The 23,133-nt window shown below is 72.8% G+C and carries 20 protein-coding genes and 1 pseudogene; 9 read left to right on the top strand and 12 right to left on the bottom strand.

The window, feature by feature from the left end; translation table 11 throughout:
- Position 1: 1 nt before the first annotated feature.
- From gap to uvrC, 5 genes and pseudogenes are all read right to left on the bottom strand, one after another.
- On the bottom strand, positions 2-1,012 hold the full coding sequence (gap, locus tag G5V58_RS10205; RefSeq protein WP_165231898.1) for a type I glyceraldehyde-3-phosphate dehydrogenase: 1,011 nt from the start codon (positions 1,010-1,012) through the stop codon (positions 2-4).
- A gap of 460 nt (positions 1,013-1,472) precedes the next feature.
- Positions 1,473-2,456, bottom strand: coding sequence for a DNA-binding protein WhiA (gene whiA, locus G5V58_RS10200; protein WP_165231895.1), 984 nt, complete (start codon positions 2,454-2,456; stop codon positions 1,473-1,475).
- Positions 2,457-2,513: 57 nt separating this feature from the next.
- Complete coding sequence (locus G5V58_RS10195) at positions 2,514-3,509, bottom strand: gluconeogenesis factor YvcK family protein (protein ID WP_230487248.1); 996 nt, start codon at positions 3,507-3,509, stop codon at positions 2,514-2,516.
- A gap of 2 nt (positions 3,510-3,511) precedes the next feature.
- Positions 3,512-4,339, bottom strand: coding sequence for an RNase adapter RapZ (rapZ, locus tag G5V58_RS10190; RefSeq protein WP_165238932.1), 828 nt, complete (start codon positions 4,337-4,339; stop codon positions 3,512-3,514).
- Between the two features lie 59 nt (positions 4,340-4,398).
- A pseudogene (uvrC, locus tag G5V58_RS10185) lies at positions 4,399-6,406 on the bottom strand (excinuclease ABC subunit UvrC).
- A gap of 164 nt (positions 6,407-6,570) precedes the next feature.
- On the opposite strand from uvrC, the gene G5V58_RS10180 reads away from it, so the two are divergent.
- Positions 6,571-7,884: a pyridine nucleotide-disulfide oxidoreductase gene (locus G5V58_RS10180; protein WP_165231890.1), complete on the top strand. Its 1,314-nt coding sequence runs from the start codon at positions 6,571-6,573 to the stop codon at positions 7,882-7,884.
- 7 nt (positions 7,885-7,891) lie between these two features.
- Here the strand turns inward: G5V58_RS10180 and G5V58_RS10175 are convergent, their stop codons facing one another.
- From G5V58_RS10175 to uvrA, 3 genes are read right to left on the bottom strand one after another with little or no spacing between them, the layout of a single operon-like run.
- Positions 7,892-8,791 (bottom strand): SMP-30/gluconolactonase/LRE family protein, encoded by a 900-nt coding sequence (locus G5V58_RS10175; protein WP_165231887.1) that lies wholly within the window; start codon positions 8,789-8,791, stop codon positions 7,892-7,894.
- Between the two features lie 28 nt (positions 8,792-8,819).
- The gene (locus tag G5V58_RS10170) at positions 8,820-9,344 is read right to left on the bottom strand and encodes a Rieske (2Fe-2S) protein (RefSeq protein WP_165231884.1); all 525 of its coding nucleotides are present in this window, start codon (positions 9,342-9,344) and stop codon (positions 8,820-8,822) included.
- A gap of 41 nt (positions 9,345-9,385) precedes the next feature.
- Positions 9,386-12,409 (bottom strand): excinuclease ABC subunit UvrA, encoded by a 3,024-nt coding sequence (uvrA, locus tag G5V58_RS10165; RefSeq protein WP_165231881.1) that lies wholly within the window; start codon positions 12,407-12,409, stop codon positions 9,386-9,388.
- Positions 12,410-12,557: 148 nt separating this feature from the next.
- Here uvrA and G5V58_RS10160 point away from each other — a divergent pair, with 148 nt between their 5' ends.
- From G5V58_RS10160 to G5V58_RS10135, 6 genes are all read left to right on the top strand, one after another.
- On the top strand, positions 12,558-13,256 hold the full coding sequence (locus tag G5V58_RS10160) for a maleylpyruvate isomerase family mycothiol-dependent enzyme (protein ID WP_165231878.1): 699 nt from the start codon (positions 12,558-12,560) through the stop codon (positions 13,254-13,256).
- Positions 13,250-13,933, top strand: a complete 684-nt coding sequence (locus tag G5V58_RS10155; RefSeq protein WP_407939731.1) for an MBL fold metallo-hydrolase — start codon at positions 13,250-13,252, stop codon at positions 13,931-13,933. Before G5V58_RS10160 ends, G5V58_RS10155 begins: the two co-directional genes overlap by 7 nt.
- Positions 13,930-14,757, top strand: a complete 828-nt coding sequence (locus tag G5V58_RS10150) for an alpha/beta fold hydrolase (protein WP_165231873.1) — start codon at positions 13,930-13,932, stop codon at positions 14,755-14,757. The genes G5V58_RS10155 and G5V58_RS10150 overlap by 4 nt, the downstream gene beginning before the upstream one ends.
- 111 nt (positions 14,758-14,868) lie before the next feature.
- Positions 14,869-16,341, top strand: a complete 1,473-nt coding sequence (locus G5V58_RS10145; RefSeq protein ID WP_165231870.1) for a hypothetical protein — start codon at positions 14,869-14,871, stop codon at positions 16,339-16,341.
- A gap of 300 nt (positions 16,342-16,641) precedes the next feature.
- Complete coding sequence (locus tag G5V58_RS10140) at positions 16,642-17,226, top strand: phosphatase PAP2 family protein (RefSeq protein WP_165231867.1); 585 nt, start codon at positions 16,642-16,644, stop codon at positions 17,224-17,226.
- A 4-nt stretch (positions 17,227-17,230) separates the two neighbouring features.
- Complete coding sequence (locus G5V58_RS10135; RefSeq protein WP_165231864.1) at positions 17,231-17,587, top strand: SRPBCC family protein; 357 nt, start codon at positions 17,231-17,233, stop codon at positions 17,585-17,587.
- A gap of 13 nt (positions 17,588-17,600) precedes the next feature.
- Here G5V58_RS10135 and G5V58_RS10130 read toward each other — a convergent pair whose 3' ends face one another.
- Genes G5V58_RS10130 through G5V58_RS10115 form a run of 4 tightly spaced genes read right to left on the bottom strand, consistent with a single transcriptional unit; the run spans position 17,601 to position 20,801 of the window.
- A complete protein-coding gene (locus G5V58_RS10130; RefSeq protein ID WP_165231861.1) occupies positions 17,601-18,191 on the bottom strand; it encodes a hypothetical protein in 591 nt (196 codons plus the stop codon).
- Positions 18,192-18,243: 52 nt separating this feature from the next.
- Positions 18,244-19,341, bottom strand: a complete 1,098-nt coding sequence (locus G5V58_RS10125; RefSeq protein WP_165231858.1) for a ferredoxin--NADP reductase — start codon at positions 19,339-19,341, stop codon at positions 18,244-18,246.
- A gap of 3 nt (positions 19,342-19,344) precedes the next feature.
- Positions 19,345-19,638: a hypothetical protein gene (locus tag G5V58_RS10120; protein WP_165231855.1), complete on the bottom strand. Its 294-nt coding sequence runs from the start codon at positions 19,636-19,638 to the stop codon at positions 19,345-19,347.
- A complete protein-coding gene (locus tag G5V58_RS10115) occupies positions 19,638-20,801 on the bottom strand; it encodes a Rieske 2Fe-2S domain-containing protein (protein ID WP_165231852.1) in 1,164 nt (387 codons plus the stop codon). The genes G5V58_RS10120 and G5V58_RS10115 overlap by 1 nt, the downstream gene beginning before the upstream one ends.
- Before the next feature lie 46 nt (positions 20,802-20,847).
- Here G5V58_RS10115 and G5V58_RS10110 point away from each other — a divergent pair, with 46 nt between their 5' ends.
- Together G5V58_RS10110 and G5V58_RS10105 are read left to right on the top strand one after the other, a co-directional pair.
- The gene (locus G5V58_RS10110) at positions 20,848-22,035 is read left to right on the top strand and encodes an acyl-CoA dehydrogenase family protein (protein ID WP_165231849.1); all 1,188 of its coding nucleotides are present in this window, start codon (positions 20,848-20,850) and stop codon (positions 22,033-22,035) included.
- Between the two features lie 6 nt (positions 22,036-22,041).
- On the top strand, positions 22,042-23,130 hold the full coding sequence (locus G5V58_RS10105; RefSeq protein ID WP_165231846.1) for an acyl-CoA dehydrogenase family protein: 1,089 nt from the start codon (positions 22,042-22,044) through the stop codon (positions 23,128-23,130).
- Positions 23,131-23,133: the final 3 nt, after the last annotated feature.

The following is a 23,133-nucleotide window of genomic DNA, read 5'->3' as shown; positions in this document are numbered from 1 at the left end:
GTTAGAGCGACTCGCCGACGTACTTGATGAGGTCCGCGAGGCGGTTGGAGTAGCCCCACTCGTTGTCGTACCAGCCGGCCACCTTGACCTGGTTGCCGATGACCTTGGTCAGCGGCGCGTCGAAGATGCACGACGCCGGGTCGGTGGTGATGTCGGTGGAGACCAGCGGGTCGGTGGAGTAGCGCAGGTAACGGCCGTCGGCGGCGGCCTTGACCGCCTCGTTGACCTCCTCGACGCTCGTGTCCTTGCCGGCCTCGAACGTGAGGTCGGTGAGCGAGCCGGTCGGGGTCGGCACGCGCAGGGCGTAGCCGTCGAGCTTGCCCTTGAGCTCCGGCAGGACCAGGCCGATGGCCTTGGCCGCGCCTGTCGACGTCGGCACGATGTTGAGCGCCGCCGCCCGCGCGCGGCGCAGGTCCTTGTGGATGTTGTCCTGGAGGTTCTGGTCCGCGGTGTAGGCGTGGATCGTCGTCATCAGGCCCTTGGTGATGCCGATCGAGTCGTTGAGCGCCTTGGCCATCGGCGCCAGGCAGTTGGTCGTGCACGAGGCGTTGGAGATGATCGTGTGCGCCTCGGGGTCGTACTGCTCGTGGTTGACGCCCATCACGATGGTGATGTCGTCGTTGCTCGCCGGCGCAGAGATGATGACCTTCTTGGCGCCACCGCCGTCCACGTGCGCCCGCGCCTTGGTCGCGTCGGTGAAGAAGCCGGTCGACTCCACCACCACGTCGACGCCCGCGTCGGCCCACTTGAGCTGACCCGGGTCCCGCTCGGAGAAGACGGTGACGTTGGAGTCGCCGACCTTGATCAGCCCGTCCTCGGCCGTCACGTCGACGTCGAGCCGACCCAGGATCGAGTCGAACTTGAGCAGCGGCGCCAGCGCCTTGGGGTCGGTCAGGTCGTTGACCGCGACGATCTCGAGGTCGAGCCCCTCCTGCTGCTGGAGGACTCGGACGGCGCGGTAGAAGTTGCGGCCGATCCGGCCGAAGCCGTTGATGCCGACGCGTACGGTCACTGGTCTTGCTCCTGGATCTCGGTGACGTCTGGATCGTTCAAGTCGACCCTACCGAGCCCGCTGAGAAGCGCCAGCGCGGCGTCCGGCGTACGTGCGAGTAATCGGGCTCCGGAGGAATTCGGCGACGGCTCTGCGGCTCGGGGGCCGCGGCGCGGCGACTGGACTGTGGCTCGAGGGCACCGGCGCGGCGACTGGTCTGCGGCTCGAGGGCAGCGGCGCGGCGGGTGTCATGGCGCCGGCAGCGCCAGCGACACGCGGAGCCGGGCCTCCTCGAGTGACCACCTGACGGCGCGCCTCCCGCGGCAGCAGCTCGGCGCGCCGGATCGGCCCGCGTGCCTCGGACGGGAGCCCGTGCGGTCCGCACGCAGTGCGGGCGGCGGTCGTCGTCCGTGGTGCGCGGGCCGGTTCGTCGGAGCGCGCCGAGCACGCGGCGACGGAGTCGCCGCCATCTGCACAGCCCTCACTCCTCGGCGAGCATCTCCGGGGTGAGGCTCGCCTCGGTGTCCGGGATGCCCAGCTCTTCTGCGCGCTTGTCCGCCATGGCCAGCAGTCGGCGGATGCGGCCGGCGATGGCGTCCTTGGTCAGGACGGGGTCGTGCAGCTGGCCGAGCTCCTCGAGGGAGGCCTGCTTGTGCTCGAGGCGGAGCTGGCCGGCCTGGCGGAGGTGGTCGGGGATCTCGTCGCCGAGGATCTCGAGGGCGCGGTCGACGCGGGCGCCGGCGGCGACGGCGGCGCGGGCGGAGCGGCGCAGGTTGGCGTCGTCGAAGTTGGCCAGGCGGTTGGCGGTGGCGCGCACCTCGCGGCGCATCCGGCGTTCCTCCCAGGCCATGAGGGACTCGTGGGCGCCGAGGCGGGTGAGGAGCTGGCCGATGGCGTCGCCGTCGCGCATGACGACGCGGTCGACGCCGCGGACCTCGCGGGCCTTGGCGGAGATGCCGAGGCGGCGGGCGACGCCGACGAGGGCGAGGGCGGCCTCGGGACCGGGGCAGGTGACCTCGAGGGAGGAGGAGCGGCCGGGCTCGGTGAGGGAGCCGTGGGCCAGGAAGGCACCGCGCCAGGCGGCCACGGCGTCGCAGCCGCCGCCGGAGACGACGGCGGGCGGGAGGCCGCGGACGGGGCGGCCGCGCTGGTCGAGCAGGCCGGTCTGGCGGGCCAGGGCCTCGCCCTGCTTGGTGATGCGGACGAGGTAGCGGCTGCCCTTGCGGATGCCGTTGCCCTGCACCATCACGACGTCGGACTCGTGGCCGTAGACCTCGGCCACGTCGGTGCGCAGCCGGCGCGCGGCGGCACCGGTGTCGAGCTCGGCCTCAACCACGATCTTGCCGTTGACGATGTGCAGCCCCCCGGCGAAACGGAGCATCGAGGCCACCTCGGCCTTGCGGCAGCAGGTCTTCGTGATCGAGGTGCTCGCGAGCTCGCTCTTGACCTGTGCCGTCATCGCCATGCGCCGATCCTCGCACGGGAGTCAACAACCCTCGGAGGGTGCCGGAAGCCCTTGCTCCTAGGCGGTTCCGGCGATGATCTTGGCGTACGCCGCGGCCAGCTTGAGCGGGTCGTGGCGCGGCGTCCCGGGGGCCTCGGCCACGTCCTCGAGGACCAGGTGCGCGCCGTACGCCGCGACCACCGACTCGAGGTCGGCGAGCTCGTCGGCGGCGGTGCCGAGGTCGGCCAGCACGGTGTGCACGCGCAGGTCGGGGGCGTGCTCCGCGAGGACGCGCAGGTGGTCGGCGGGACCGAAGCCGGGCGTCTCGCCGTCCTCGGCCGCGAGGTTGAGGACCACGACGACGCGGGCGTCGGTGGCCACCAGTGCGTGCCGCAGCGCAGGCACCATGAGGTGCGGGATCACGGACGTGAACCACGACCCCGGCCCGAGCACGACCCAGTCGGCGGCCTCGATGGCCTTGAGCGCCTTGGGCGCCGCGGGCGGGTCCGGCGGGACCAGTGCGACGGACTCGATGATCCCGTCGGTGCTGGCCACCTCGACCTGCCCGCGCACGGCGACGAGGGCGTCCGGGTCCTCGGGCACCAGCCCGCGCACCTCGGCCGTGATGTCCATCGGCACCAGCGCCATCGGCAGCACCCGCCCGGTCGCACCGAGCAGCCGGCCGACGTAGTCCAGCGCGTCCACGTGGTCGCCCAGCAGCTCCCACAGCCCGACGATCAGCAGGTTGCCGATCACGTGGTCGCGCATCTCGCCCTCGCCGGCGAACCGGTGCTGCAGCACCCGCGACCACGTCACGCCCCACTCGTTGCGCCCGCACAGCGCGGCCAGGGCCATCCGCAGGTCCCCGGGCGGGAGGACGCCGAACTCGCCGCGCAGCCGCCCCGACGAGCCGCCGTTGTCGGCGACCGTCACCACGGCGGTCAGGTCGTCGACGACCAGCTCGTCGACGAGCAGCCGCAGCGCGGAGAGCGAGGCGAACAGGCCGTGCCCGCCGCCGAAGGCCACCACCGCGACGGCGCGGTCCGGCAGCACGTCCTCGGCGGACGGCGTCACGCTCACTCCCGCCCCAGGTCGCGGTGGTAGGCGCGCGCCTCGATGCCGCGCTCGCCGAGCCGGCGCACGACCTCCTCGGTCACCGTCACGCTGCGGTGCTTGCCGCCGGTGCAGCCCACCGCGACCTGGGCGAACCGCTTGCCCTGGCGCAGGTAGCCGTCGGCGACGCCCGCGATGAGGTCGACCCAGCGCCGCACGAACTCCTCGGCGCCGTCCTGGCGCAGCACGTAGTCGGCCACCTCGGGGTCCAGGCCGGTACGCGGGCGCAGGTCGGGGATCCAGTGCGGGTTGGGCAGGAAGCGCATGTCGGCGAGGTAGTCGGTGTCGACCGGGATGCCGTACTTGAAGCCGAAGCTCACCACGCTGACCTTGAGCCGGACCTTCTCCGGCGTACCGAACTCGGAGGCGATCCGGTCGGTGAGCTGGTGGACGTTGAGCGAGGTCGTGTCGATGACCAGGTCGGCGTCGCCGCGCAGCCCGGCGAGCACCTCGCGCTCGCGCTGCAGGCCGTCGAGCAGCCGGCCGTCGCCCTGGAGCGGGTGCGGGCGGCGGGCCGCCTCCTGGCGCCGGACCAGCACCTCGTCGGTGGCCTCGAGGAAGACCAGGGTGGCGTGCCGGCCGGTCGCGCCGTGCGCGAGGTGCTCGGCCAGGGAGTCGAAGAAGGCGCCCGAGCGGACGTCGGTCACCACCGCCACGGGGGTGTCCGCACCGCGGCTGTCGTCGACCAGCCGGATGACGTCCTTGATGAGCCCGGGCGGCAGGTTGTCGACGACGAAGTAGCCGAGGTCCTCGAGCTCCTTGGCCGCCGTGCTGCGACCGGCGCCGGTCATGCCGGTGACCACGACCAGCTCACCGGGCCGGGCGGTGGCGTCCTGGGTGACGGGTGCGCTCACTCCTCCACGATCTCCCCGGTCGCGGCGTTGAAGGCAGGCGTCACGGAGACAGTCTCGCGAGAACCGGAGGCCGCGGCCACCGCTTCCTTGATCGAGGCCGCGGTCGCCGGCCCGATCCCCGGCACCTGGGCGATCTCGGCCACCTCGGCGTCGCGGAGCTTCTTCAGCGACCCGAAGTGCTTGAGCAGCGTCTTGCGGCGCACCTCGCCGAGCCCCGGCACGTCGTCCAGCGCGCTCTCGACCATGGACTTGGAACGCCGCGAGCGGTGGTGGGAGATGGCGAACCGGTGGGCCTCGTCGCGGATGCGCTGCAGCAGGTAGAGCCCCTCCGACGAGCGGCGCAGGATCACCGGGTCCTCCTGGCCCGGCACCCACACCTCCTCCAGCCGCTTGGCCAGGCCCACGACCGGGATGTCGTCGATGCCGAGCTCGTCCAGCGACCGCTGCGCCGCCGCGACCTGCGGCGGGCCACCGTCGACGACGACCAGCCCGGGCGCGTAGGCGAACTTGCGCGGCCGGCCGGTCTCGGGGTCGACCAGCATCGGCCCGGACTCCTCGGTGCCGGGCTTGAGCTCGGAGCGCGCCTGCTCGTCCAGCAGCCGGCGGAAGCGCCGGGTGATGACCTCGTGCATCGACGCGACGTCGTTCTGCCCGTCGACGCCCTTGATGACGAAGCGGCGGTACTCCCCCTTGCGCGCCAGCCCGTCCTCGAAGACGACCATCGAGGCCACCACCTCGGTGCCCTGGAGGTTGGAGATGTCGTAGCACTCGATGCGCAGCGGTACGTCGTCCAGCTCGAGCGCCTGCTGGATCTCCTCCAGCGCGCGGTTGCGGGTGGTGAGGTCGCTGGCCCGCTTGGTCTTGTGCAGAGCCAGCGCCTCGAGCGCGTTGCGGGCGACGGTCTCCTGCAGCGTCTTCTTGTCGCCGCGCTGCGGCACCCGGATCGACACCTTGACCCCGCGCAGGTCGCTGAAGAGCTGCTCGAAGGTGTCCACATCGGGCGGTAGCGCGGGGACCAGGATCTCGCGCGGGATGGCGTCGGAGTCGCCGGCGTACAGCTGGAGCAGGAAGTCCTCGACCAGCTCCGACGTGCCGCCCTCGTCGACGCGGTCGGCCACCCAGCCGCGCTGACCGCGGATCCGGCCGCCGCGCACGTAGAAGATCTGCACCGCGACCTCGAGCGGGTCCTCGGCCAGCGCGATGACGTCGACGTCGGAGCCGTCGCCGAGCACGACGGCCTGCTTCTCCAGGGCGCGGTTCATCGCGCCGAGGTCGTCGCGCAGCCGGGCGGCCTTCTCGTAGTCCTGCCGCTCGGACGCGGCGAACATCTCCCGCTCGATGCGGCGCATGAACGGCCGGGTCTGCCCGCCCATGAAGTCGCAGAAGTCCTCCACGATCGCGCGGTGGTCCTCGGCGGAGATGTTGCCGACGCACGGCGCCGAGCACTTGTCGATGTAGCCGAGCAGGCACGGGCGCCCGATCTGCCCCGACCGCTTGAACACGCCGTTGGAGCACGAGCGCATCGGGAAGACCCGCAGCAGGATGTCGACGGTCTCGCGGATGGCCCAGGCGTGGCTGTAGGGGCCGAAGTACCGCGTCCCCTTGCGCTTGGCGCCGCGCCCGACCATGACGCGCGGGAACTCGTCGCCCAGCGTCACCGCCAGCCAGGGGTAGGACTTGTCGTCGCGGTACTTCACGTTGAACCGCGGGTCGAACTCCTTGATCCAGGAGTACTCCAGCTGGAGCGCCTCGACCTCGGTCCGCACCACGGTCCAGTCCACCGCCGCCGCCGTCGTCACCATGGTCGCGGTGCGCGCGTGCAGGTTGCCGATGTCCTGGAAGTACGACGACAGGCGGGCCCGGAGGTTCTTGGCCTTGCCGACGTAGATCACGCGCCCCCCGCGCGTCGCGGAAGCGGTAGACCCCGGGCTGGGTCGGGATCGACCCCGGCTCGGGACGGTACGACGCCGGCCCGCCACTGGTGCGAGGAGTCCGGCGAGCCACCCCTCAACCCTACGGTCGGCCGGGGACAGTCTCCGCGGGTGCGGTCGGGTGCCGCCGGTGCGCGCGCAGGTGCGGGCCCGCAGCGTCTGCTCCGTCCGGTCCAGGTCGGCGCGACACGCCGTGGTGGGCTTGGACAGCAAAGTCGAGTGATCTAGTCTACTTGCATGCCGTGTCGTGACCCCTACGGGTACGCCCTCACCACCTCGCCCGAGGCGGCTGCGGCGTACTCCCGGGGGCTGCTCGACGTACTGCGCCTCAAGAGCGGGTCACTGCCCGCGCTGGCCTCGTCGCTGGCGCACGACCCGACCTTCGCGCTGGGCCACGCGGCGCTGGCCCTGCTGGGCCACGAGCTGTGCGCGAACGTCGACGTGCAGGCCCGGCTGCGGGACGCCTCGCTGCACGCGGCGCGCGGCACCGAGCGCGAGCGCAGCCACGTGCACGCGGTGGTGCGCCACGTGGCCGGGGACTCCGAGCCGCTCGTCGCGCACCTGCGCGCGTACCCGCTGGACGCGCTGCTGCTGTCGACCGCGGTGCCGACCATCGCGTTCGCAGGGGTGACCGAGGTGCCGGAGCAGGCGTGGTCGATCGTCGAGGGCGCGGCGCCGGCGTACGGCGACGACTGGTGGTTCACGGGGCTGCTGGCCTTCATCCGGCAGGAGCAGGGCCGCTTCGACGAGGCGATGGCGCTCTCGTGCGCATCGCTGGCCGTCGAGCCGGTCGCGGGCCACTCGGCGCACGCCCGGGCGCACGCGCACTACGAGACCGGGGACCACGCCGCCGGGCTGGCGTGGATGGACTCCTGGGTCACCGGCGACGGCGCGTCCATCGACTCGCTCTCGCACTTCGCGTGGCACGCCGCGCTGCACGAGCTGTCGCTGGGCGACACCGAGGCGGTCCGGCGTCGGTACGACGCGCAGCTGAGTCCGGAGCACGGCCTCGGCTGCCGGGCCCTGGTCGACACCGGGTCGCTGCTGTTCCGGTGGGCGCTGACCCCGGACGCCACCGACGTCCCCGGCCTCGAACAGGTCGCGGCACTGGCCGGCCGGGGCGTGCTGGAGCGGCCCTCGACGCCGTTCCTGGCCATGCACAGCGCGGTGACGCTGCTGGCCCTCGGCGACCGGGCGGGCCTCGACCGCCTGGCCGCCTGGGCCGGCCGGCACGACCACCCGACCCAGCGCGAGGTGGTCGCGCCCCTCGCGCGCGCCCTCGGCCGACTCGCGGCCGGCCGGGCCGGAGAGGCCGCCGACGACCTGGCAGCCCTGGCCGGGCCGAGCCGGCGGCTGGGCGGCTCCGACGCCCAGCGGGAGGTCCTCGAGGAGACGCGGATCGCGGCGCTGGTGCGCGCCGACCGGCTCGACGAGGCGCGGCAGCTCCTCGACGGCCGGCTCGACCGGCGGGTCTCGCCGCGCGACCGGCGCTGGCGCGAGCAGTGCCAGCAGGCGCTCGCCGCCCAGCTGGAGCAGGCGCAGCCGGCCTGACCGGCGGCTAGGGCAGCCCGGCGTGCGGCACGTCGACGGTGACCGCCCGGATCGTGGCCTCCCGTGCGGCACTGCGCGCGTGCTCGTCGAAGTCGGGCGCGCAGCAGATGAAGAGCGTCCGGCCGTCGCTGCCGCCCAGCATGCAGGCGAACGCGCCGGTGCCGGGCGAGACGGTCTCCAGGATCTCGCCGCCCTCACGGACGCGGCAGACCCGACCGCCGAGCGCGTCGGCCACCCACAGGCAGCCGTCGGCGTCGAGGGTGCAGCCGTCCGGGGCGTACTTGCCCTGCGGGATGGCCTCGGCCAGCGCGCGGCTGGTGGACAGCTCGCCGAAGGTGGCCCAGTCGCGCCGCTCCCCCAGCGAGCCGTCGGGGTGGATGTCGAAGGCGCTGATCCGGTTGCCGAGGGTCTCGTCGACGATGAGCGTGCCGCCGTCGGGGGTGACCACGCTGCCGTTGGGGAACCACAGGTCGTCGGCGACCGCCGTGACCGTGCCGTCCGGGTCGATCCGCAGCAGCCCGGTGGTCTCGATGTCGGCGCCGCCCATCAGGTCGAAGCCGAAGTTGCCCAGCCAGGCCCGACCCTCGGCGTCGACCACCATGTCGTTGGCGTGCCCGGTCACGTGGTCCGACACGTCGGCGTGCACCACCGACGTGCCGTCCGGCTCGCGCCGCATCACCAACCGGTCGCGCATCGAGACGTAGAGCAGCCGTCCGTCCGGCAGCCAGCCGAGGCCGGACGGCTGCTGCGGCACCTCGACCTCGGTGCGCAGGTCCGAGCCGTCCTCGGCCACCGAGCAGACGACGTGGGTGTAGAAGTCCACGAACCACAGCCGGCCCTCGTGCCAGCGCGGGCACTCGGTGAAGGACATCCCGGAGACGACGGTGCGCAGCTCGTGGTCGGCCATGGGGACCACCCTGCCACCGCGGCCGGGGCTAGCCCAGGGTGATCGAGTCGCCCGCCACGTTGATCGGCTCCTCGGCCAGGGCGAAGGTCGCCGGGCCGGTCACGACCGAGCCGTCCTCGATGGAGTACTGGCTGCCGTGGCAGTCGCAGTTGATGGTGCCGCCCTTGACGTCGCTGACGATGCAGCCCTGGTGGCTGCACACGGCGGTGAAGCACTTGAACTCGCCCGCGGCGGGCTGGGTGACCACGACCTCCTGGTCGGCGAAGATCTTCCCGCCGCCCACCTCGATGTCGGAGGTGGAGGCCAGCGCGTCGCCGCCGGGTGCGGCCGCGCTGCTCTCCGGTGCCGCGCTGGAGGACGCCGCCGTGGGCGCGCTCGACGAGGCCGCGGCGCTGCTGGCGGGGTCGGAGGCCGTGGCGCCCGAGTCGTCGCTGCCGCACGCGGCCAGCAGGGGTACGCCGACCCCGGCGGCGGCGAGCCCGCCGAGCGTGCGGCGCGAGATCTGGTCCGAGAGGTGGCCCGAGAGTCGGCCCGAGGGCTTGTCGGAAGTCATGCGTGGAGTACGGGCGGGGTCCCCGGACGGTTCACCCGGCCTCACGCCGACTTGCGGGTGCTGCGCGTGGCCTTCTTGGCGGTCGCCTTCTTCGCGGTCGCCTTCTTGGCCGGCGCCTGGACCGCTGCGCGCGGCCCGCGACCGACGGGCGCCGCCGAGGCCGGCTTCTTGCGCGTCGGCTGCTTGGCCTCCTTGCCCTCGAGCAGGGGCTTGAGGAACACGCCGGTGAAGCTCTCGGGGTTGTCCGCGACGTCCTCCGGCGTCCCCTCGGCCACCACCAGCCCGCCGCGCGAGCCGCCCTCCGGACCCATGTCGACCAGCCAGTCGGCGGTCTTGATGACGTCGAGGTTGTGCTCGATGACCAGCACGGTGTTGCCCTGGTCGACCAGGCGGCCGAGCACGAGCAGCAGCTTGCGGATGTCCTCGAAGTGCAGCCCGGTCGTGGGCTCGTCGAGGACGTAGACGGTGCGGCCGGTCGAGCGCTTCTGCAGCTCGGAGGACAGCTTGACGCGCTGGGCCTCGCCACCGGACAGCGTGGTGGCGGGCTGGCCCAGGCGGACGTACCCCAGGCCCACCTCGACCAGGGTCTTCATGTGCCGGGCGATCGCGGGCACCGCGGCGAAGAAGTCGACGGCCTCCTCGATGGGCATGTCGAGGACCTCGGCGATGGTCTTGCCCTTGTAGTGGACCTCGAGGGTCTCGCGGTTGTAGCGGGCGCCGTGGCAGACCTCGCACGGGACGTAGACGTCCGGCAGGAAGTTCATCTCGATCTTGATCGTGCCGTCACCGGCGCACGCCTCGCAGCGCCCGCCCTTGACGTTGAACGAGAACCGGCCCTGCTGGTAGCCGCGCATCTTGGCCTCGGGCGTCGAGGCGAAGAGCCGGCGGATGTGGTCGAAGACGCCGGTGTAGGTCGCCGGGTTGCTCCGGGGCGTGCGGCCGATCGGCGACTGGTCGACGTGGATGACCTTGTCGACGTGGTCGAGACCGGTGATGCGCTGGTGGCGGCCCGGGATGGTCCGCGAGCGGTAGATGGTCTTGGCCAGCGAGGTGTAGAGGATGTCGTTGACCAGGGTCGACTTGCCCGAGCCGGACACGCCGGTGACCGCGACGAACAACCCGAGCGGGAAGGTCACGTCGATGTTGCGCAGGTTGTGCTCGCGCGCCCCGACCACCTTGAGCTCGCGCCCGGTCGTGCGCGGTCGCCGGATCGGCGGGACCGGGATCTGCCGCTTGCCGGAGAGGTACTGCCCCGTGACCGAGTGGTCGTTGGTCAGCAGGTCGGCGACCGGACCGCTGTGCACCACCTGGCCGCCGTGCTCACCCGCGCCGGGGCCGATGTCGACGACCCAGTCGGCGACCTGGATGGTGTCCTCGTCGTGCTCGACGACGATGAGGGTGTTGCCGAGGTCCTTGAGCCGGACCAGGGTCTCGATGAGCCGCTGGTTGTCGCGCTGGTGCAGCCCGATGCTGGGCTCGTCGAGGACGTAGAGCACGCCGACCAGGCCGGCGCCGATCTGGGTCGCGAGCCGGATCCGCTGGGCCTCGCCGCCGGACAGCGACCCGGAGGGCCGGTCGAGCGAGAGGTAGTCCAGGCCGACGTCGAGCAGGAAGTTGAGCCGCTCCTGGATCTCCTTGAGCACCCGTTCGCCGATCTGGCGCTCGCGGGCGGACAGCTCGACGTCGCGCAGGTAGGCGGCGGTCTCGTTGATGGGCAGCGCGCAGACCTCGGCGATGTTGAGCCCGCCGCGGCCGGTCTCGCGCAGGGCCAGGTCGCCCAGGGTGACGGCCATGCTGACCGGCTTGAGCCGGCTGCCCCGGCAGACCGGGCACGGCACCTCGCGCATGAACCCCTCGAACCGCTCGCGGCTCGTGTCGGACTCGGCCTCGCGGTGCCGGCGCTCGATGTAGGTCCGGACGCCCTCGAACTCGGCCCAGTAGGCGCGCTGGCGGCCGTAGCGGTTCTTGGTGACCACGTGGACCTTGGTCTTGTGCCCGTCGAGGATCGACTTCTGGGCGCTCGTGGGCAGCTCGCGCCACGGGGTGTTGAGGTCGAAGCCGAGCTCCTCGCCCAGCGCGTTGAGCAGCCGGAGGAAGTAGTCGGCCACGTGGGCCTGGCTCCACGGCTGGATCGCGCCCTCGCCGAGGGTCGCCTCCTGGTCGGGGACGACCAGCTCGGGGTCGACCTCCATGCGGGTGCCGAGACCGGTGCACTCCGGGCAGGCGCCGAACGGGCTGTTGAACGAGAACGAGCGGGGCTCGAGCTCGTCGGTGTCGATCGGGTGGTCGTTGGGGCAGGCCATCTTCTCGCTGAACTTCAGCTCCCGGCCCGGGTCCTTGGCGTCCAGGTCGACCAGGTCGAACACGACCAGACCGCCGGCCAGGTTGAGCGCGGTCTCCACCGAGTCGGTGAGCCGCCGCTTGCTGGTGTCCTTGACCGCGAGCCGGTCGACGACCACCTCGATGGTGTGCTTCTTCTGCTTGTCGAGCTTGGGTGGGTCGTCGAGGGTGTGGATCTCGCCGTTCACCCGAGCCCTCGAGAAGCCCTGGGTCTGGAGCTGGCGGAACAGCTCGACGTACTCCCCCTTGCGGCCGCGGATGACCGGCGCGAGGACCTGGAAGCGGGTGCCCTCCTCGAGCGCCATCATCCGGTCGACGATCTGCTGCGGGGTCTGGCGCTCGATGGGCGCCTGGCAGACCGGGCAGTGCGCGCGGCCGGCGCGGGCGTAGAGCAGGCGCAGGTAGTCGTAGACCTCGGTGATGGTGCCGACGGTCGAGCGCGGGTTCTTCGACGTGGACTTCTGGTCGATCGAGACCGCGGGGCTCAGGCCCTCGATGAAGTCGACGTCCGGCTTGTCCATCTGGCCCAGGAACTGGCGCGCGTACGCCGACAGCGACTCGACGTAGCGGCGCTGGCCCTCGGCGAAGATCGTGTCGAAGGCCAGGCTGGACTTGCCGGACCCGGACAGACCGGTGAAGACGATGAGGGAGTCGCGCGGCAGGTCGAGCGAGATGTCCTTGAGGTTGTGCTCCCGGGCGCCCCGGATGATGAGCTTCTCCTGCACCAGCGAGTCCTCGTCCCTGTCCTCGTCGTTCGAACAAACGTTCCCACAGTAGCGGTCCGAGCAAGCGTCTCACGCACCGCCGACAGTGGTCCCGGCCCGCCCGGCGGGCGGCCGTCCCGGGACCGCCGGATGGTGTTGGATGGCGGTCATGGCGGACGCCCAGCTGCTCGAGCTGCTCGACTCCGGTACCCGCAGGCTGGTCCGCTCCGTCGACGGTCTCACCGACGAGCAGTGGAGCGAGCCGTCGCTGCTCCCCGGCTGGACCCGCGCCCACGTGGTGGCCCACCTGACCCTGAACGCCGAGGCGCTCGGCGCCGCGCTCGAGGGTGTCCACGAGGGCCGGGCGGTGCCGATGTACGCCTCCGACGAGGCCCGCGACGCCGAGATCGTGGCGCTGGCCGAGCAGGAGCCGTCGACGATCCGGGACCGCTTCTACGCCTCCAGCACCGTGCTCGGCGAGTGGGTGGAGGAGCTGGCCGACAACCTCGCCGGCGCCACCGTCGAGCGCACCCCGGGCGGCCGCACGTTCACCGCCGGGCAGGTCGGCACGATGCGCACCCGTGAGGTCGAGATCCACCACGCCGACCTGGGCCTCGACTACACGGCCGCCGACTGGCCGCCGGCGTTCGCCGCCCTCGTCCTCGCCACCCGCGCCGCCGACCACCCGCCCGGTCCCGGCCCGGTCGCCCACGCCGTCGACCTGGACCAGCGCTTCGTCTTCGGTGACGGCTCCGGCCCCACCGTGTCCGGACCCGGCAGCGCCCTGGCATGGTGGGTGACCGGCCGGGGTCCCGGCGAGGGACTGACCAGCGACGACGGCCAGGTGCCGAGGATGGAGCCGTGGTGAGCGAAGAGACGTACACCGGCCACGTGACCCCGGGCGGGCCCGCCCAGACCCGGACCCTGGAGCACCTGAGCATCATCAAGGTCGCGGTGGACGAGCAGATGTCCAACAACTGCTACCTGCTCACCTGCCGCGAGACCGGCGAGCAGGTGCTCATCGACGCCGCCGACTCCGCCCAGACCCTCCTCCCCCTCGTCGGCGACGGCCCGCTCACCCACGTCGTCACCACCCACCAGCACTGGGACCACCACCGCGCCCTGGCCGACGTCGTCGGCGCCACCGACGCGGCCACCGTGGCCGGTGACCCCGACGCCGAGGCCATCACCGAGCAGACCGGCGTCCCCATCGCCCTGCAGGTCGGCGACGGCGACACCGTCCCGGTCGGGTCCTGCTCGCTCTCGGTCATCGCGCTGGCCGGTCACACGCCCGGCTCGATCGCGCTGCTGTACGACGACCCGTCGGGTCACGGCCACCTGTTCACCGGCGACTCGCTCTTCCCCGGAGGGGTGGGCAACACCCAGGGCGACGCGGAGCGCTTCCGCCAGCTGCTGGACGACGTCGAGGCCAAGATCTTCGACCGGCTGCCCGACGACGTCTGGTTCTACCCCGGCCACGGCGACGACTCGACCCTCGGCGCCGAGCGCCCGCACCTGGCGGAGTGGCGCGAGCGGGGCTGGTGACCCGGGCCGCCGCCGGCGACCGGTGCGACGTCGAGGTCGGCGGACTGCGGCTCTCCTGCCTCCGGGCAGGTGGCCCGGGGCCGACTGCGGTCCTGCTGCACGGCCTGCTCGGCAGCGCCGCGACGTGGGCGCCGGTGACGCGGCTGCTCGAGGCCGAGTTGCGGGTGGTGGCGCCCGACGCCCGCGGGCACGGCCGCTCGAGCGCGCCGACCACCGGCTACCGCTACGAGGACCTCGCCGGCGACGTGGTGGGGCTGCTCGACGCGCTGCACCTGGACCGCCCGGTCCTCGTGGGCCACTCCATGGGCGGGCTGACGGCGCTGCTCGCCGCGACCCGCCTCGGGCCGCGGCTGCGAGGCCTGGTCCTCGTCGACCCGACCTTCCTCGACGAGACGCGCCAGCGCGAGGTGTACGCCGACGACGTGCTCGGCCAGCACCTCACGGCGGTGGCCCGCGGTGAGGCGGCGCTGCTGGACGAGGCCCGGAGCCGGCACCCCCACCGCTCCCCCGAGGTCCGCGCCGCCCAGGTCAGGGCGCGGCTGGACACCGCGCCGGCGGCGTTCGACGTGCTGCGCCCGCCCAACCCGCCCTACGACGAGCTCGTCGCCGCGCTGGACGTGCCGACGCTGCTGGTCGTGGGCGACGCGCCCGTCGTCACGCCCGACGTGGCGGAGCGGCTCGTGGCGCTCAACCCGCTCGTCCACGTGCAGGAGGTGGCCGACGCGGGGCACGGGCTGCCGTTCGACCAGCCGGAACAGCTGGTCGAGGCCGTGCTGACCTTCGTGCGCGGACTCAGCCGACCCGCTCGCCCAGGGCGACCGTGATGCCGCCGACCACCCTGTAGCCGTCCGCGGCCAGCCGGTCGACGGTGGCGTCGAGGTCGGAGACGGTGATGCCAACGCTAGGCTCCCTCCCCGTGCTGGGACAGGGCGTCGATGGCTGAGCCGACGCCCGCGCCGCCCTGGCGCCGCCGGATCGGGACCATGCCCAAGACGTGGGTGCTGCTCATGGCGGTCGGGGTGTCCCTGGGCTGGCTGCCGTTCGCCGGGCGCTCGCTCAGCCCGGACGAGGCGGGCTACCTCATCGTCGGCGGCCAGTGGTCGGACGGCGTGAGCCTGTACGGCGACTACTGGGTCGACCGGCCGCCGGTGCTGGTCGCGCTGTTCGGGCTGGCCGACGGGCTGGGCGGGGCGGTGCCGCTGCGGCTGCTGGGCGCGCTGGCCGCGGTGCTCACGGTGGTCCTGGCCGGCGTCCTGGGGCGGCTGGCCGCCCCGGAGCGGCGCTCGGCCCCGCTGCTGACGGCCGGCACGGCCGCGGTGTGCGTGGGGACGCCGCTGTTCGGCGGCACGGTGGTGGACGGCGAGGTGCTGGCGCTGCCGTTCCTGGTCGGCGGCATGGCGGCGTACGTCGCCGCGGCGGCCAGCCGGCACCGCGTCCGCGGGACGGCGCTGAGCGTGCTGGCCGGGGCGGCGGGCGCGGTCGGCATGCTGGTCAAGCAGAGCCAGGTCGACGTGTTCGCACTGGTGGTCGCGCTGCTCTTCACCAGCCGGGCCGCCCGGCGAAGGCTGCCGGGGTTCGTGGTCGGCGCGCTGGTGGCCGGCGGCCTGGTCGTGGTGGCGGCGGCCGCGCGCGGGACGGCACCGGCCGACCTGTGGGACGCGGTGGTGACCTTCCGGCTGGACGCGGCCCGCGAGCTGGCCGGCGACAGCGGCGCGGCCTCACGACGGCTGGTGGCCGTGGTCGAGGCCCTCGCGGCCAGCGGGCTGCCGCTGGTGGTGGCGACGTTCGTCTGGAAGGGCCGCGGCGAGCCGTCGGTCCAGGGCCCGTGGACCGCTCCGGACCTGCGCACGGCGGCGTACGTCGTGCTCGCCGTCGAGGTCCTGGTGGTGGGCCTGGGCGGGAGCTACTGGCTGCACTACCTGATGGGGCTGGTGCCCGGAGCGGTGCTGGTGGCGGCCGGGTTCGCCCAGCGGCCGGCGCCGGTCACGCGGAGCATCGGCACGTCGTTCGCGCTGGCCGGGCTGTCCAGCGCCGTGGTCATCGGCTGGGTGCTGGCCCACCCCATCGATCGGCCCGAGGAGCAGGCGATCGCCTACCTCGACGACCACGGCGGGCGCGGCGACTCCGCGGTCGTGGTCCTCGGCGCGGCCAACATCATCCGCGACGCCGACCTCACCTCGCCCTACCCGTACCTCTGGAGCCTGCCCGCGCGCGTGCGCGACGCCGACCTGCGCACCCTGGTCGGCCTGCTGCGCGGCCCCGAGCGCCCGGAGTGGGTGCTGGTCGCCGAGCACTCCCTGGACGTCTGGCGCCTGGACTTCTCCACCGCGCAGGGCGAGCTCGACCGCGAGTACGACGAGGTCACCCAGGCCGGCAAGTTCACCGTCTACCGCCGCGCCGACGCGTGAGCCGCCGCGTCCTCGCGGTCGCGGCGTACGCCGTGGCGCTGCTCGCCTGGTGCTGGCTCGTCGGCCTGCCCAACGACCCGCCCGGGGTGGCGATCTGGCTGTGGCTGCTGGCCATCGCCTGGCGCGGCGACTGGGCCTGGCAGTTCCCGCGGGACTGGTGGCCGTGGCTGGTCGCGCTCGCGACGTACGGCGTGGTCCGGGGCGTCACCGACGACCTCGGCTTCGCCCCCCCACGAGACCTGGCCGATCCACGCCGACGAGTGGCTGGCCCACCTGTGGGGCGGCAGCCAGGTGCCGACGGTGAGCCTGCAGCACGAGCTGTGCGGCGACCCGTGCGTGCCGCGGCTGCGGTGGTGGGACTACCTCACCAGTGCGACGTACGCCTCGCACTTCGTGGTCGGCCTCGGCCTGGCCGGCGTGCTCTGGCTGCGCGACCGGGCGCTGTGGCTGTCGTGGATCCGGCGCTACGTGACCATCGCCTACCTCGCTCTGGCCGGCTACATCGTGTTCCCGATGGCGCCGCCGTGGATGGCCTCGCGCGACGGGCTGCTGCCGCCGCTGGCTCGGATGTCGAGCTACGCCCTCCACGACCTCGGCCTCGAGCGCACGACCATGGTCTTCGGCGGGCTGGCCAACAAGACCGCGGCGATGCCGTCGCTGCACACCGGCTTCTCCTGCCTGGTCGCGCTGTGGGCGGTGACCCGGCTGCGGGCGTGGTGGCGCTGGGTGTTCCTGCTCTACCCCGCGCTCATGGCGGGCGCGCTCGTCTACTCCGGCGAGCACTACCTGGTCGACACGCTGTTCGGCTGCCTCATCGCCGGGCTGGCCATGCTCATCGGCGCCTGGTGGGACCGGCGCCGGCCGCCGGAGGCCGTGACAGGCTGAGCGCGTGACGCCGTACGGCCACCGCACGCGCCGCCTCCCGGCCCCGCCGCACGCGGTCTGGTCCGACCTGGTCGAGCCGGCGCGCACCGGGCCCCGGGTGTGGCTGGCGCTGCTGGCCGACGAGGTGGCGCCGCGGGTGGTGGAGTCCGAGCGCCCGACGCGTGTGGTCTGGTCCTCGCTGTGGCCGAGCCGGCCCGACGACCGGGTCGTGCTCGAGCTGGCCCCTCACGGCGGCGGGACGGCGCTGACCTTCACCCTGCTCGCCGCCGGGGAGCCGCCCGAGCAGAGCAGGACCGGCCACCTGCGCAAGCGGGTGAACGAGCTGCTCTACCGCGACCTGCAGCTCTCCTACGGCCAGTGAGGGCCGGGAGCGCTCAGCCCTGCTCGATCCAGGGCGTCCACTGGTGCCGGGCGCCCAGGTGGTCGAGGAACGGCGCCTCGTAGACGACGGTCGGCTGGAGGTCGCCGGTGTTCATGGTCGAGACGGCGACGCGGAGGGCGTCGGCCTCGAAGCAGCCGGGCCGCTTGACCACGACGTACTGGAACCACCGCAGGTGGTGGCCCCGGTCGTGGGTGAGGCCGGCGTCGGTGACGCAGCGGCCCTCGGGCGAGTGCCCCCAGGCGGGCGTGGGCTGCTCGCGCCACTTCGCGACCTCGGCGAACCGGTAGTCGCTCCAGAACTCCATGAAGTGGCCGTACTCCGCGCCGGGCCGGTCGGCGTCGGTGTCGATCCAGACCGAGACGTTGCCGGTCGGGAAGTCGTAGACCTTGCCGTTGCCCGGGAACGCGACCCGGACGACCAGCTTCTTCGCGGTGTTCTTCACCGTGACCGACCGGATGTCGAGCTTGGTGTTCGCGACGTCGCCGGCCGGGTCGCCGTACGTCGCGGTGCCGGCGTGGGCCGGCACTGCCGGGACGAGCAGGAGCAGGGCCAGGAGCGGGAGCAGGCGCCTCACGAGGATCATGGGCAGGAGCCTGCGGGGGCGGGTGTCCCCTCGGGAAGGGACGGGCGTCCTGTCAGGAGTAGGTCACGCGCACGACGTCGGTCACCGGCACCGACTGGCAGCCGAGGCGGATGCCGTCGGCGAGGTCGTCGTCGTCGAGGACGTCGTTGTGGAGCATCTTGACCTCGCCCTCGAGCAGCCGGACCGCGCAGGCCGAGCACTCCCCCTCGCGGCAGGAGTACGGCGCGCGGACGCCCTTGGCCTCGAGGTGCTCGAGGAGCTTGGTGCCGGGCGCCCAGTCGTCGTAGGCGTACGTCTGGCCGTCCAGCTCGACCTCGAGGTGCGTGGCACCCTCGCCCGAGGCGGTGGCCGGCTCGTCCGTCGGCTCCTCGCCCTCGGCCTCCTCGATCTCGTGCTCGGCCTCGGCCTGCTCCTCCGGGCTGGCGTCGAGGTCGCCGAACGGGTTGCCGCCCAGCGAGACGAACTTCTCCTGGTGCCGCCGCTCGCGCGGGAAGCCCAGCTCCTTGAGCGCGGCGACGGTGAGCTTCATGAACGGCGCGGGCCCGCACACGAACGCGTCGTGGGTGGCGAACGGCTCGGCGAACGCGCGCAGCTGGTCCTGGGTGGGCAGGCCCTGGACGGACTCCAGCCAGTGCACGACGACCAGCCGCGCCGGGTGCGCGGCGGCCAGCTCGCTCAGCTCACGGGAGAAGATCACCGACCGCTCGTCGCGGTTGGCGTAGAGCAGCACGATCCGCCCCGAGCCCTCGGCCAGCGCGGTGCGCGTGATGGACATGACCGGCGTGATGCCCGAGCCGCCGGCGAAGAGCAGCAGGTCGGCGTCCAGCGAGGCCGGCGTGAAGATCCCCGACGGCGGCAGCGACCGGATCGTCGAGCCCTCGCGCAGGTGGTCGCAGATCCAGTTCGAGGCGTAGCCGTCGACGGTCCGCTTCACCGTCACCGTCAGCGGACCGCCGTCGTGCGGCGAGGACGACAGCGAGTAGCAGCGCGCGGCCACGCCGGTCTGGTCCGAGGGCACCGCGAGGGTCAGGAACTGCCCGGGACGGTAGGAGAAGTCCACGCCGGCGGGCGGCGCGAAGGAGACCGAGTGCGCGTCGGCGGTCTCCTCCACGACCCCCACGACGCGGAGGTCGTACGACGATTCAGCCATCCTCTAGTAGCCGTCCTCCGCACCGATGGGCACGGCGCCCTCGCGCGCGGCCGCGTCGATGCTAGCCGCGAGCCGTGGGCAGGCCGGGTGCGACTCCCGCCCGGACGTGCGCCGCGACAGCTCGGGACACGCGGCCCGGGCCTCGGCGGTCCACTGGATGGAGGTGTGGTGCTCGGAGTTCTTCTTCACCCCGACCGTGGCCAGGCAGTCCAGGCAGGCCACCTGAACGAGCCGGGCCGAGGTGTAGAGCCGCTGGTCCTCCAGCGTCTCCGGGCTCAGGGGGACGAACGACGGCATCAGGTGCCGCTCATCAGCTGGGGTGTCTCCTCGGACCCGGCGTCCTCGTCGGCCTTGAGCCGGAGGTTCTCGGCCACCTCCTCCTGCCAGAACTCGTTGGCCTTGGTGGTGTCGACCTCGAACTCGAAGCGGTCCACCATCTCCGGGACCACGTCGGCCCGGTCGACGTAGAACTGCTCGTACCACCGCCGCAGCTGGTAGACCGGGCCGTCCTCCTCGCACAGCAGCGGGTTCTGCACGGGCACCTTGTTCTTCCAGATGTGCACGTCCTGCAGGAACCCCTCGCCGAACATCTCGGCGTACTTCTTCGCGATGTAGGCGGCCGTGTCGTCGTCGAGCCCCTCGGGCTTCTTGACCGTGATGCCGTACTGCAGGGTGAAGGAGTCCGGACCGGTCGGCAGGTGGCAGTTGATGAGGATGACCTCGGTCTGGAAGCCCTTGTAGTCGACGTCGAGCCAGTTGACCATGTACGCCGGACCGAAGTACGTCGCCTCGGACTTGAGGAAGAGGTCCGGGCTGCCGTAGCCGCCGGCCTTGTCCGGGCGGCCCTTGGACTCCATGAACTGGGTGGCTTGGGTGGCCTCGAAGACGTTGCGGAAGCTGGTCGGGAACGAGAAGTGCACGTAGTAGAAGTGCGCCATGTCCACGACGTTGTCGATCAGCTCGCGGCAGTGCGAGCCCGCGATCGGCACGACCTCCCAGGACCACGGGGTGTACTCGCCCTCGGCGATGCCGGGCAGCTCCGGCGGCAGGATGTCCAGGTCCGGCGCCGACCCCTCGACGTCGTGCCAGACCAGCAGCTGGTCGTTGCGGATGACGACGGGGTACGTCACCGTCCGCGCGCGCAGCGGCACCCGCCGCGCGTACGGGATCTGCTTGCACCTGCCGTCGCCGCCCCAGCGCCAGTCGTGGAACGGGCAGGCGATCTCGTCGCCCTTGACCGAGCCCTGGGTGAGGTCACCGCCCATGTGCCGGCAGTAGCCGTCGAGCACGTGCAGCTCGCCCTCGCGGTCGGCCCAGACGACCAGCTTCCCGCCGAACGCCTCGATGCCGTGGGGCCGGCCGTCGCGGAAGCCGTCGGCGAGCCCGAGGCAGTGCCAGCCACGTGCGAACCGCTCCGGCGGGGCGCCCTGGTCCAGCTGTCGCGTGCCGCTCTCCACCATGCTCACCAGACTAGAACACGTTCCAGTTTCAGGGTAGTTTCGCGCCATGCGCATCGCCCTGGACCCCGAGCAGGTCGCCCTCAAGGAGGAGCTCCAGGCCTACTTCGCGGCCCTGGTCACGCCCGAGGTCAAGGCGGGGCTCGCGTCGGCCACCGGCGAGTTCGGCGAGGCCGGCGTCTACAAGGCGGTGATCAAGCAGCTGGGCACCGACGGGTGGCTCGGGATCGGCTGGCCCGCGGAGTACGGCGGCCAGGACCGCTCGGTGCTCGACCAGCTCGTCTTCACCGACGTGGCCGCCGACTTCGGCGTGCCCGTGCCGTACCTGACGCTCAACACCGTCGGCCCGACGATCATGCGCTACGGCACGGAGGAGCAGAAGGCGTACTTCCTGCCCAGGATCCTCGCCGGCGACCTGCACTTCTCGATCGGCTACTCCGAGCCCGGCTCCGGCACCGACCTCGCCTCGCTCGGGACCAGGGCGGTGCGCGAGGGCGACGAGTGGGTGATCAACGGCCAGAAGATGTGGACCTCGCTCATCCAGTACGCCGACTGGATCTGGCTGGCCTGCCGCACCGACCCCGACCTGCCCCGGCACAAGGGGCTCTCGATGATCCTGGTGCCGACCTCGGCTCAGGGCTTCTCCTACACGCCGGTGCACACCGTGGCGGGGGTGTCGACCAGCGCGACGTACTACGAGGACGTGCGGGTCCCCGCGTCCAACCTGGTCGGCGAGCTGAACGGCGGCTGGCCGCTCATCACCAACCAGCTCAACCACGAGCGGGTCTCGCTCACCTCGTCCGCGCCCCTGACCCTGTCGCTGAAGCTGGTGCGCGAGTGGGCGCAGCAGACCAAGAACCCCGACGGCTCGCGCGTGATCGACACCGAGTGGGTCCAGGTCGCGCTGGGTCGCGCCCACGCCCAGATCGAGGCGCTCACGCTCATCAACTGGAAGCTCGCCTCGGACGCCGACACGGGGGTCGCGCTCTCCCCCGCCGAGGCCTCGGCCACCAAGATCTACGGCTCCGAGCTGGCCACCGAGGTCTACCGCACGCTCACCGAGGTCATCGGCCCCGCCGCGCTGCTGCCGGCCGGCTCGGACGGCGCGGTGCTGGCCGGGCGGGTGGAGCGGTTCTACCGCTCGGCCCTGGTCATGACCTTCGGCGGCGGCACCAACGAGATCCAGCGCGACATCATCGGCTACGTCGGGCTCGGGCTGCCCGCGGCGAAGAGGTAGAGATCGATGGACTTCACCTTCACCCCCGAGCAGGACGAGGCGGCCGCCCTGGCCGCCAGGATCCTGGGCGACCGGGCGACCAACGAGCGCCAGAAGGCGGTCGAGGCCGGCGGCTCGCGCTTCGACGGGGAGCTGTGGGGCGAGCTGGGCGCTGCCGGGCTGCTCGGGCTCTGGCTGCCCGAGGAGGCCGACGGCTCCGGGCTCGGGCTGGTCGAGCTGTGCCGCGTGCTCGTCGAGGCGGGCCGGGTCGTCGCCCCGGTGCCGCTGGCCGCCCACGGCCCCGCGTCGCGGTTCCTGGCCGAGCACTCCCCCGGCTCGCCGTGGCTGAGCGCGGACGGGTCGACGCTGTTGACCGTGGCCCTGGCCGAGGAGCGCGACCACGCGCCCGCGCGGCCGACGACGACGGCCTCGGCCGACCACGTCCTCGACGGCACCAAGGTGGTCGTCCCCGCCGGCGCCGACGCGCACGCCTTCCTGGTCCCGGCCTGGACCGGCGCCACGGTCGGCGTGTACGTCGTGCTCCCCGACGACCCCGGTGTCACGGTCACCCCGCTGCCGTTCTCCGGCGGCGACCGGGTCGCCCGCCTCGACCTGGCGGGCGTCGCGCTGGACGGCGACCGGGTCGTCGGTCCGGCCGACGGCGCGGCGTACGACCGGCTGCGACACCTCGTGCTGCTCGCCGCCGCGGCCGAGCAGCTCGGGGTCTGCGAGGGGGCGCTCGCCCTCACCGCGGCGTACAGCAAGACGCGCGAGCAGTTCGGCCGGCCGATCGGGACCTTCCAGGCCGTGTCGCAGCGACTGGCCGACGGCTACATCGACACGCTCGGGCAGCGGCTGACCCTGTGGCAGGCCGCGTGGCGGCTCGCGGAGGGGCTGCCCGCCGACACCGAGGTGGCGGTGGCCAAGCTGTGGGCGGCCGATGCCGGGCACCGGATCGCGCACACCACCGTGCACGTGCACGGCGGGGTGGGCATCGACCTGGACGGCGAGGCCCACCGCTACTTCACCGCGGCCAAGCGCTTCGAGTTCCTGCACGGCGGGAGCACCGAGCAGGCGCTGCACATCGGTCGGACCCTGGCCGCCGAGCCGGCCTGAGCC

This window comes from Nocardioides anomalus, assembly GCF_011046535.1.
Classification (GTDB): Bacteria; Actinomycetota; Actinomycetes; order Propionibacteriales; family Nocardioidaceae; genus Nocardioides; species Nocardioides anomalus.
This window is presented reverse-complemented; position numbering and strand designations above follow the sequence as displayed.

Coding starts and splice junctions, on each gene's coding strand:
- whiA (WP_165231895.1), bottom strand. CDS start 2,456: ATGGCGATGACGGCACAGGTCAAGAGCGAGCTCGCGAGCACCTCGATC.
- rapZ (WP_165238932.1), bottom strand. CDS start 4,339: ATGACCGGCGCCGGTCGCAGCACGGCGGCCAAGGAGCTCGAGGACCTC.
- G5V58_RS10180 (WP_165231890.1), top strand. CDS start 6,571: ATGCCGTGTCGTGACCCCTACGGGTACGCCCTCACCACCTCGCCCGAG.
- G5V58_RS10175 (WP_165231887.1), bottom strand. CDS start 8,791: ATGGCCGACCACGAGCTGCGCACCGTCGTCTCCGGGATGTCCTTCACC.
- G5V58_RS10170 (WP_165231884.1), bottom strand. CDS start 9,344: ATGACTTCCGACAAGCCCTCGGGCCGACTCTCGGGCCACCTCTCGGAC.
- G5V58_RS10160 (WP_165231878.1), top strand. CDS start 12,558: ATGGCGGACGCCCAGCTGCTCGAGCTGCTCGACTCCGGTACCCGCAGG.
- G5V58_RS10145 (WP_165231870.1), top strand. CDS start 14,869: ATGGCTGAGCCGACGCCCGCGCCGCCCTGGCGCCGCCGGATCGGGACC.
- G5V58_RS10130 (WP_165231861.1), bottom strand. CDS start 18,191: ATGATCCTCGTGAGGCGCCTGCTCCCGCTCCTGGCCCTGCTCCTGCTC.
- G5V58_RS10125 (WP_165231858.1), bottom strand. CDS start 19,341: ATGGCTGAATCGTCGTACGACCTCCGCGTCGTGGGGGTCGTGGAGGAG.
- G5V58_RS10120 (WP_165231855.1), bottom strand. CDS start 19,638: ATGCCGTCGTTCGTCCCCCTGAGCCCGGAGACGCTGGAGGACCAGCGG.
- G5V58_RS10115 (WP_165231852.1), bottom strand. CDS start 20,801: ATGGTGGAGAGCGGCACGCGACAGCTGGACCAGGGCGCCCCGCCGGAG.
- G5V58_RS10110 (WP_165231849.1), top strand. CDS start 20,848: ATGCGCATCGCCCTGGACCCCGAGCAGGTCGCCCTCAAGGAGGAGCTC.
- G5V58_RS10105 (WP_165231846.1), top strand. CDS start 22,042: ATGGACTTCACCTTCACCCCCGAGCAGGACGAGGCGGCCGCCCTGGCC.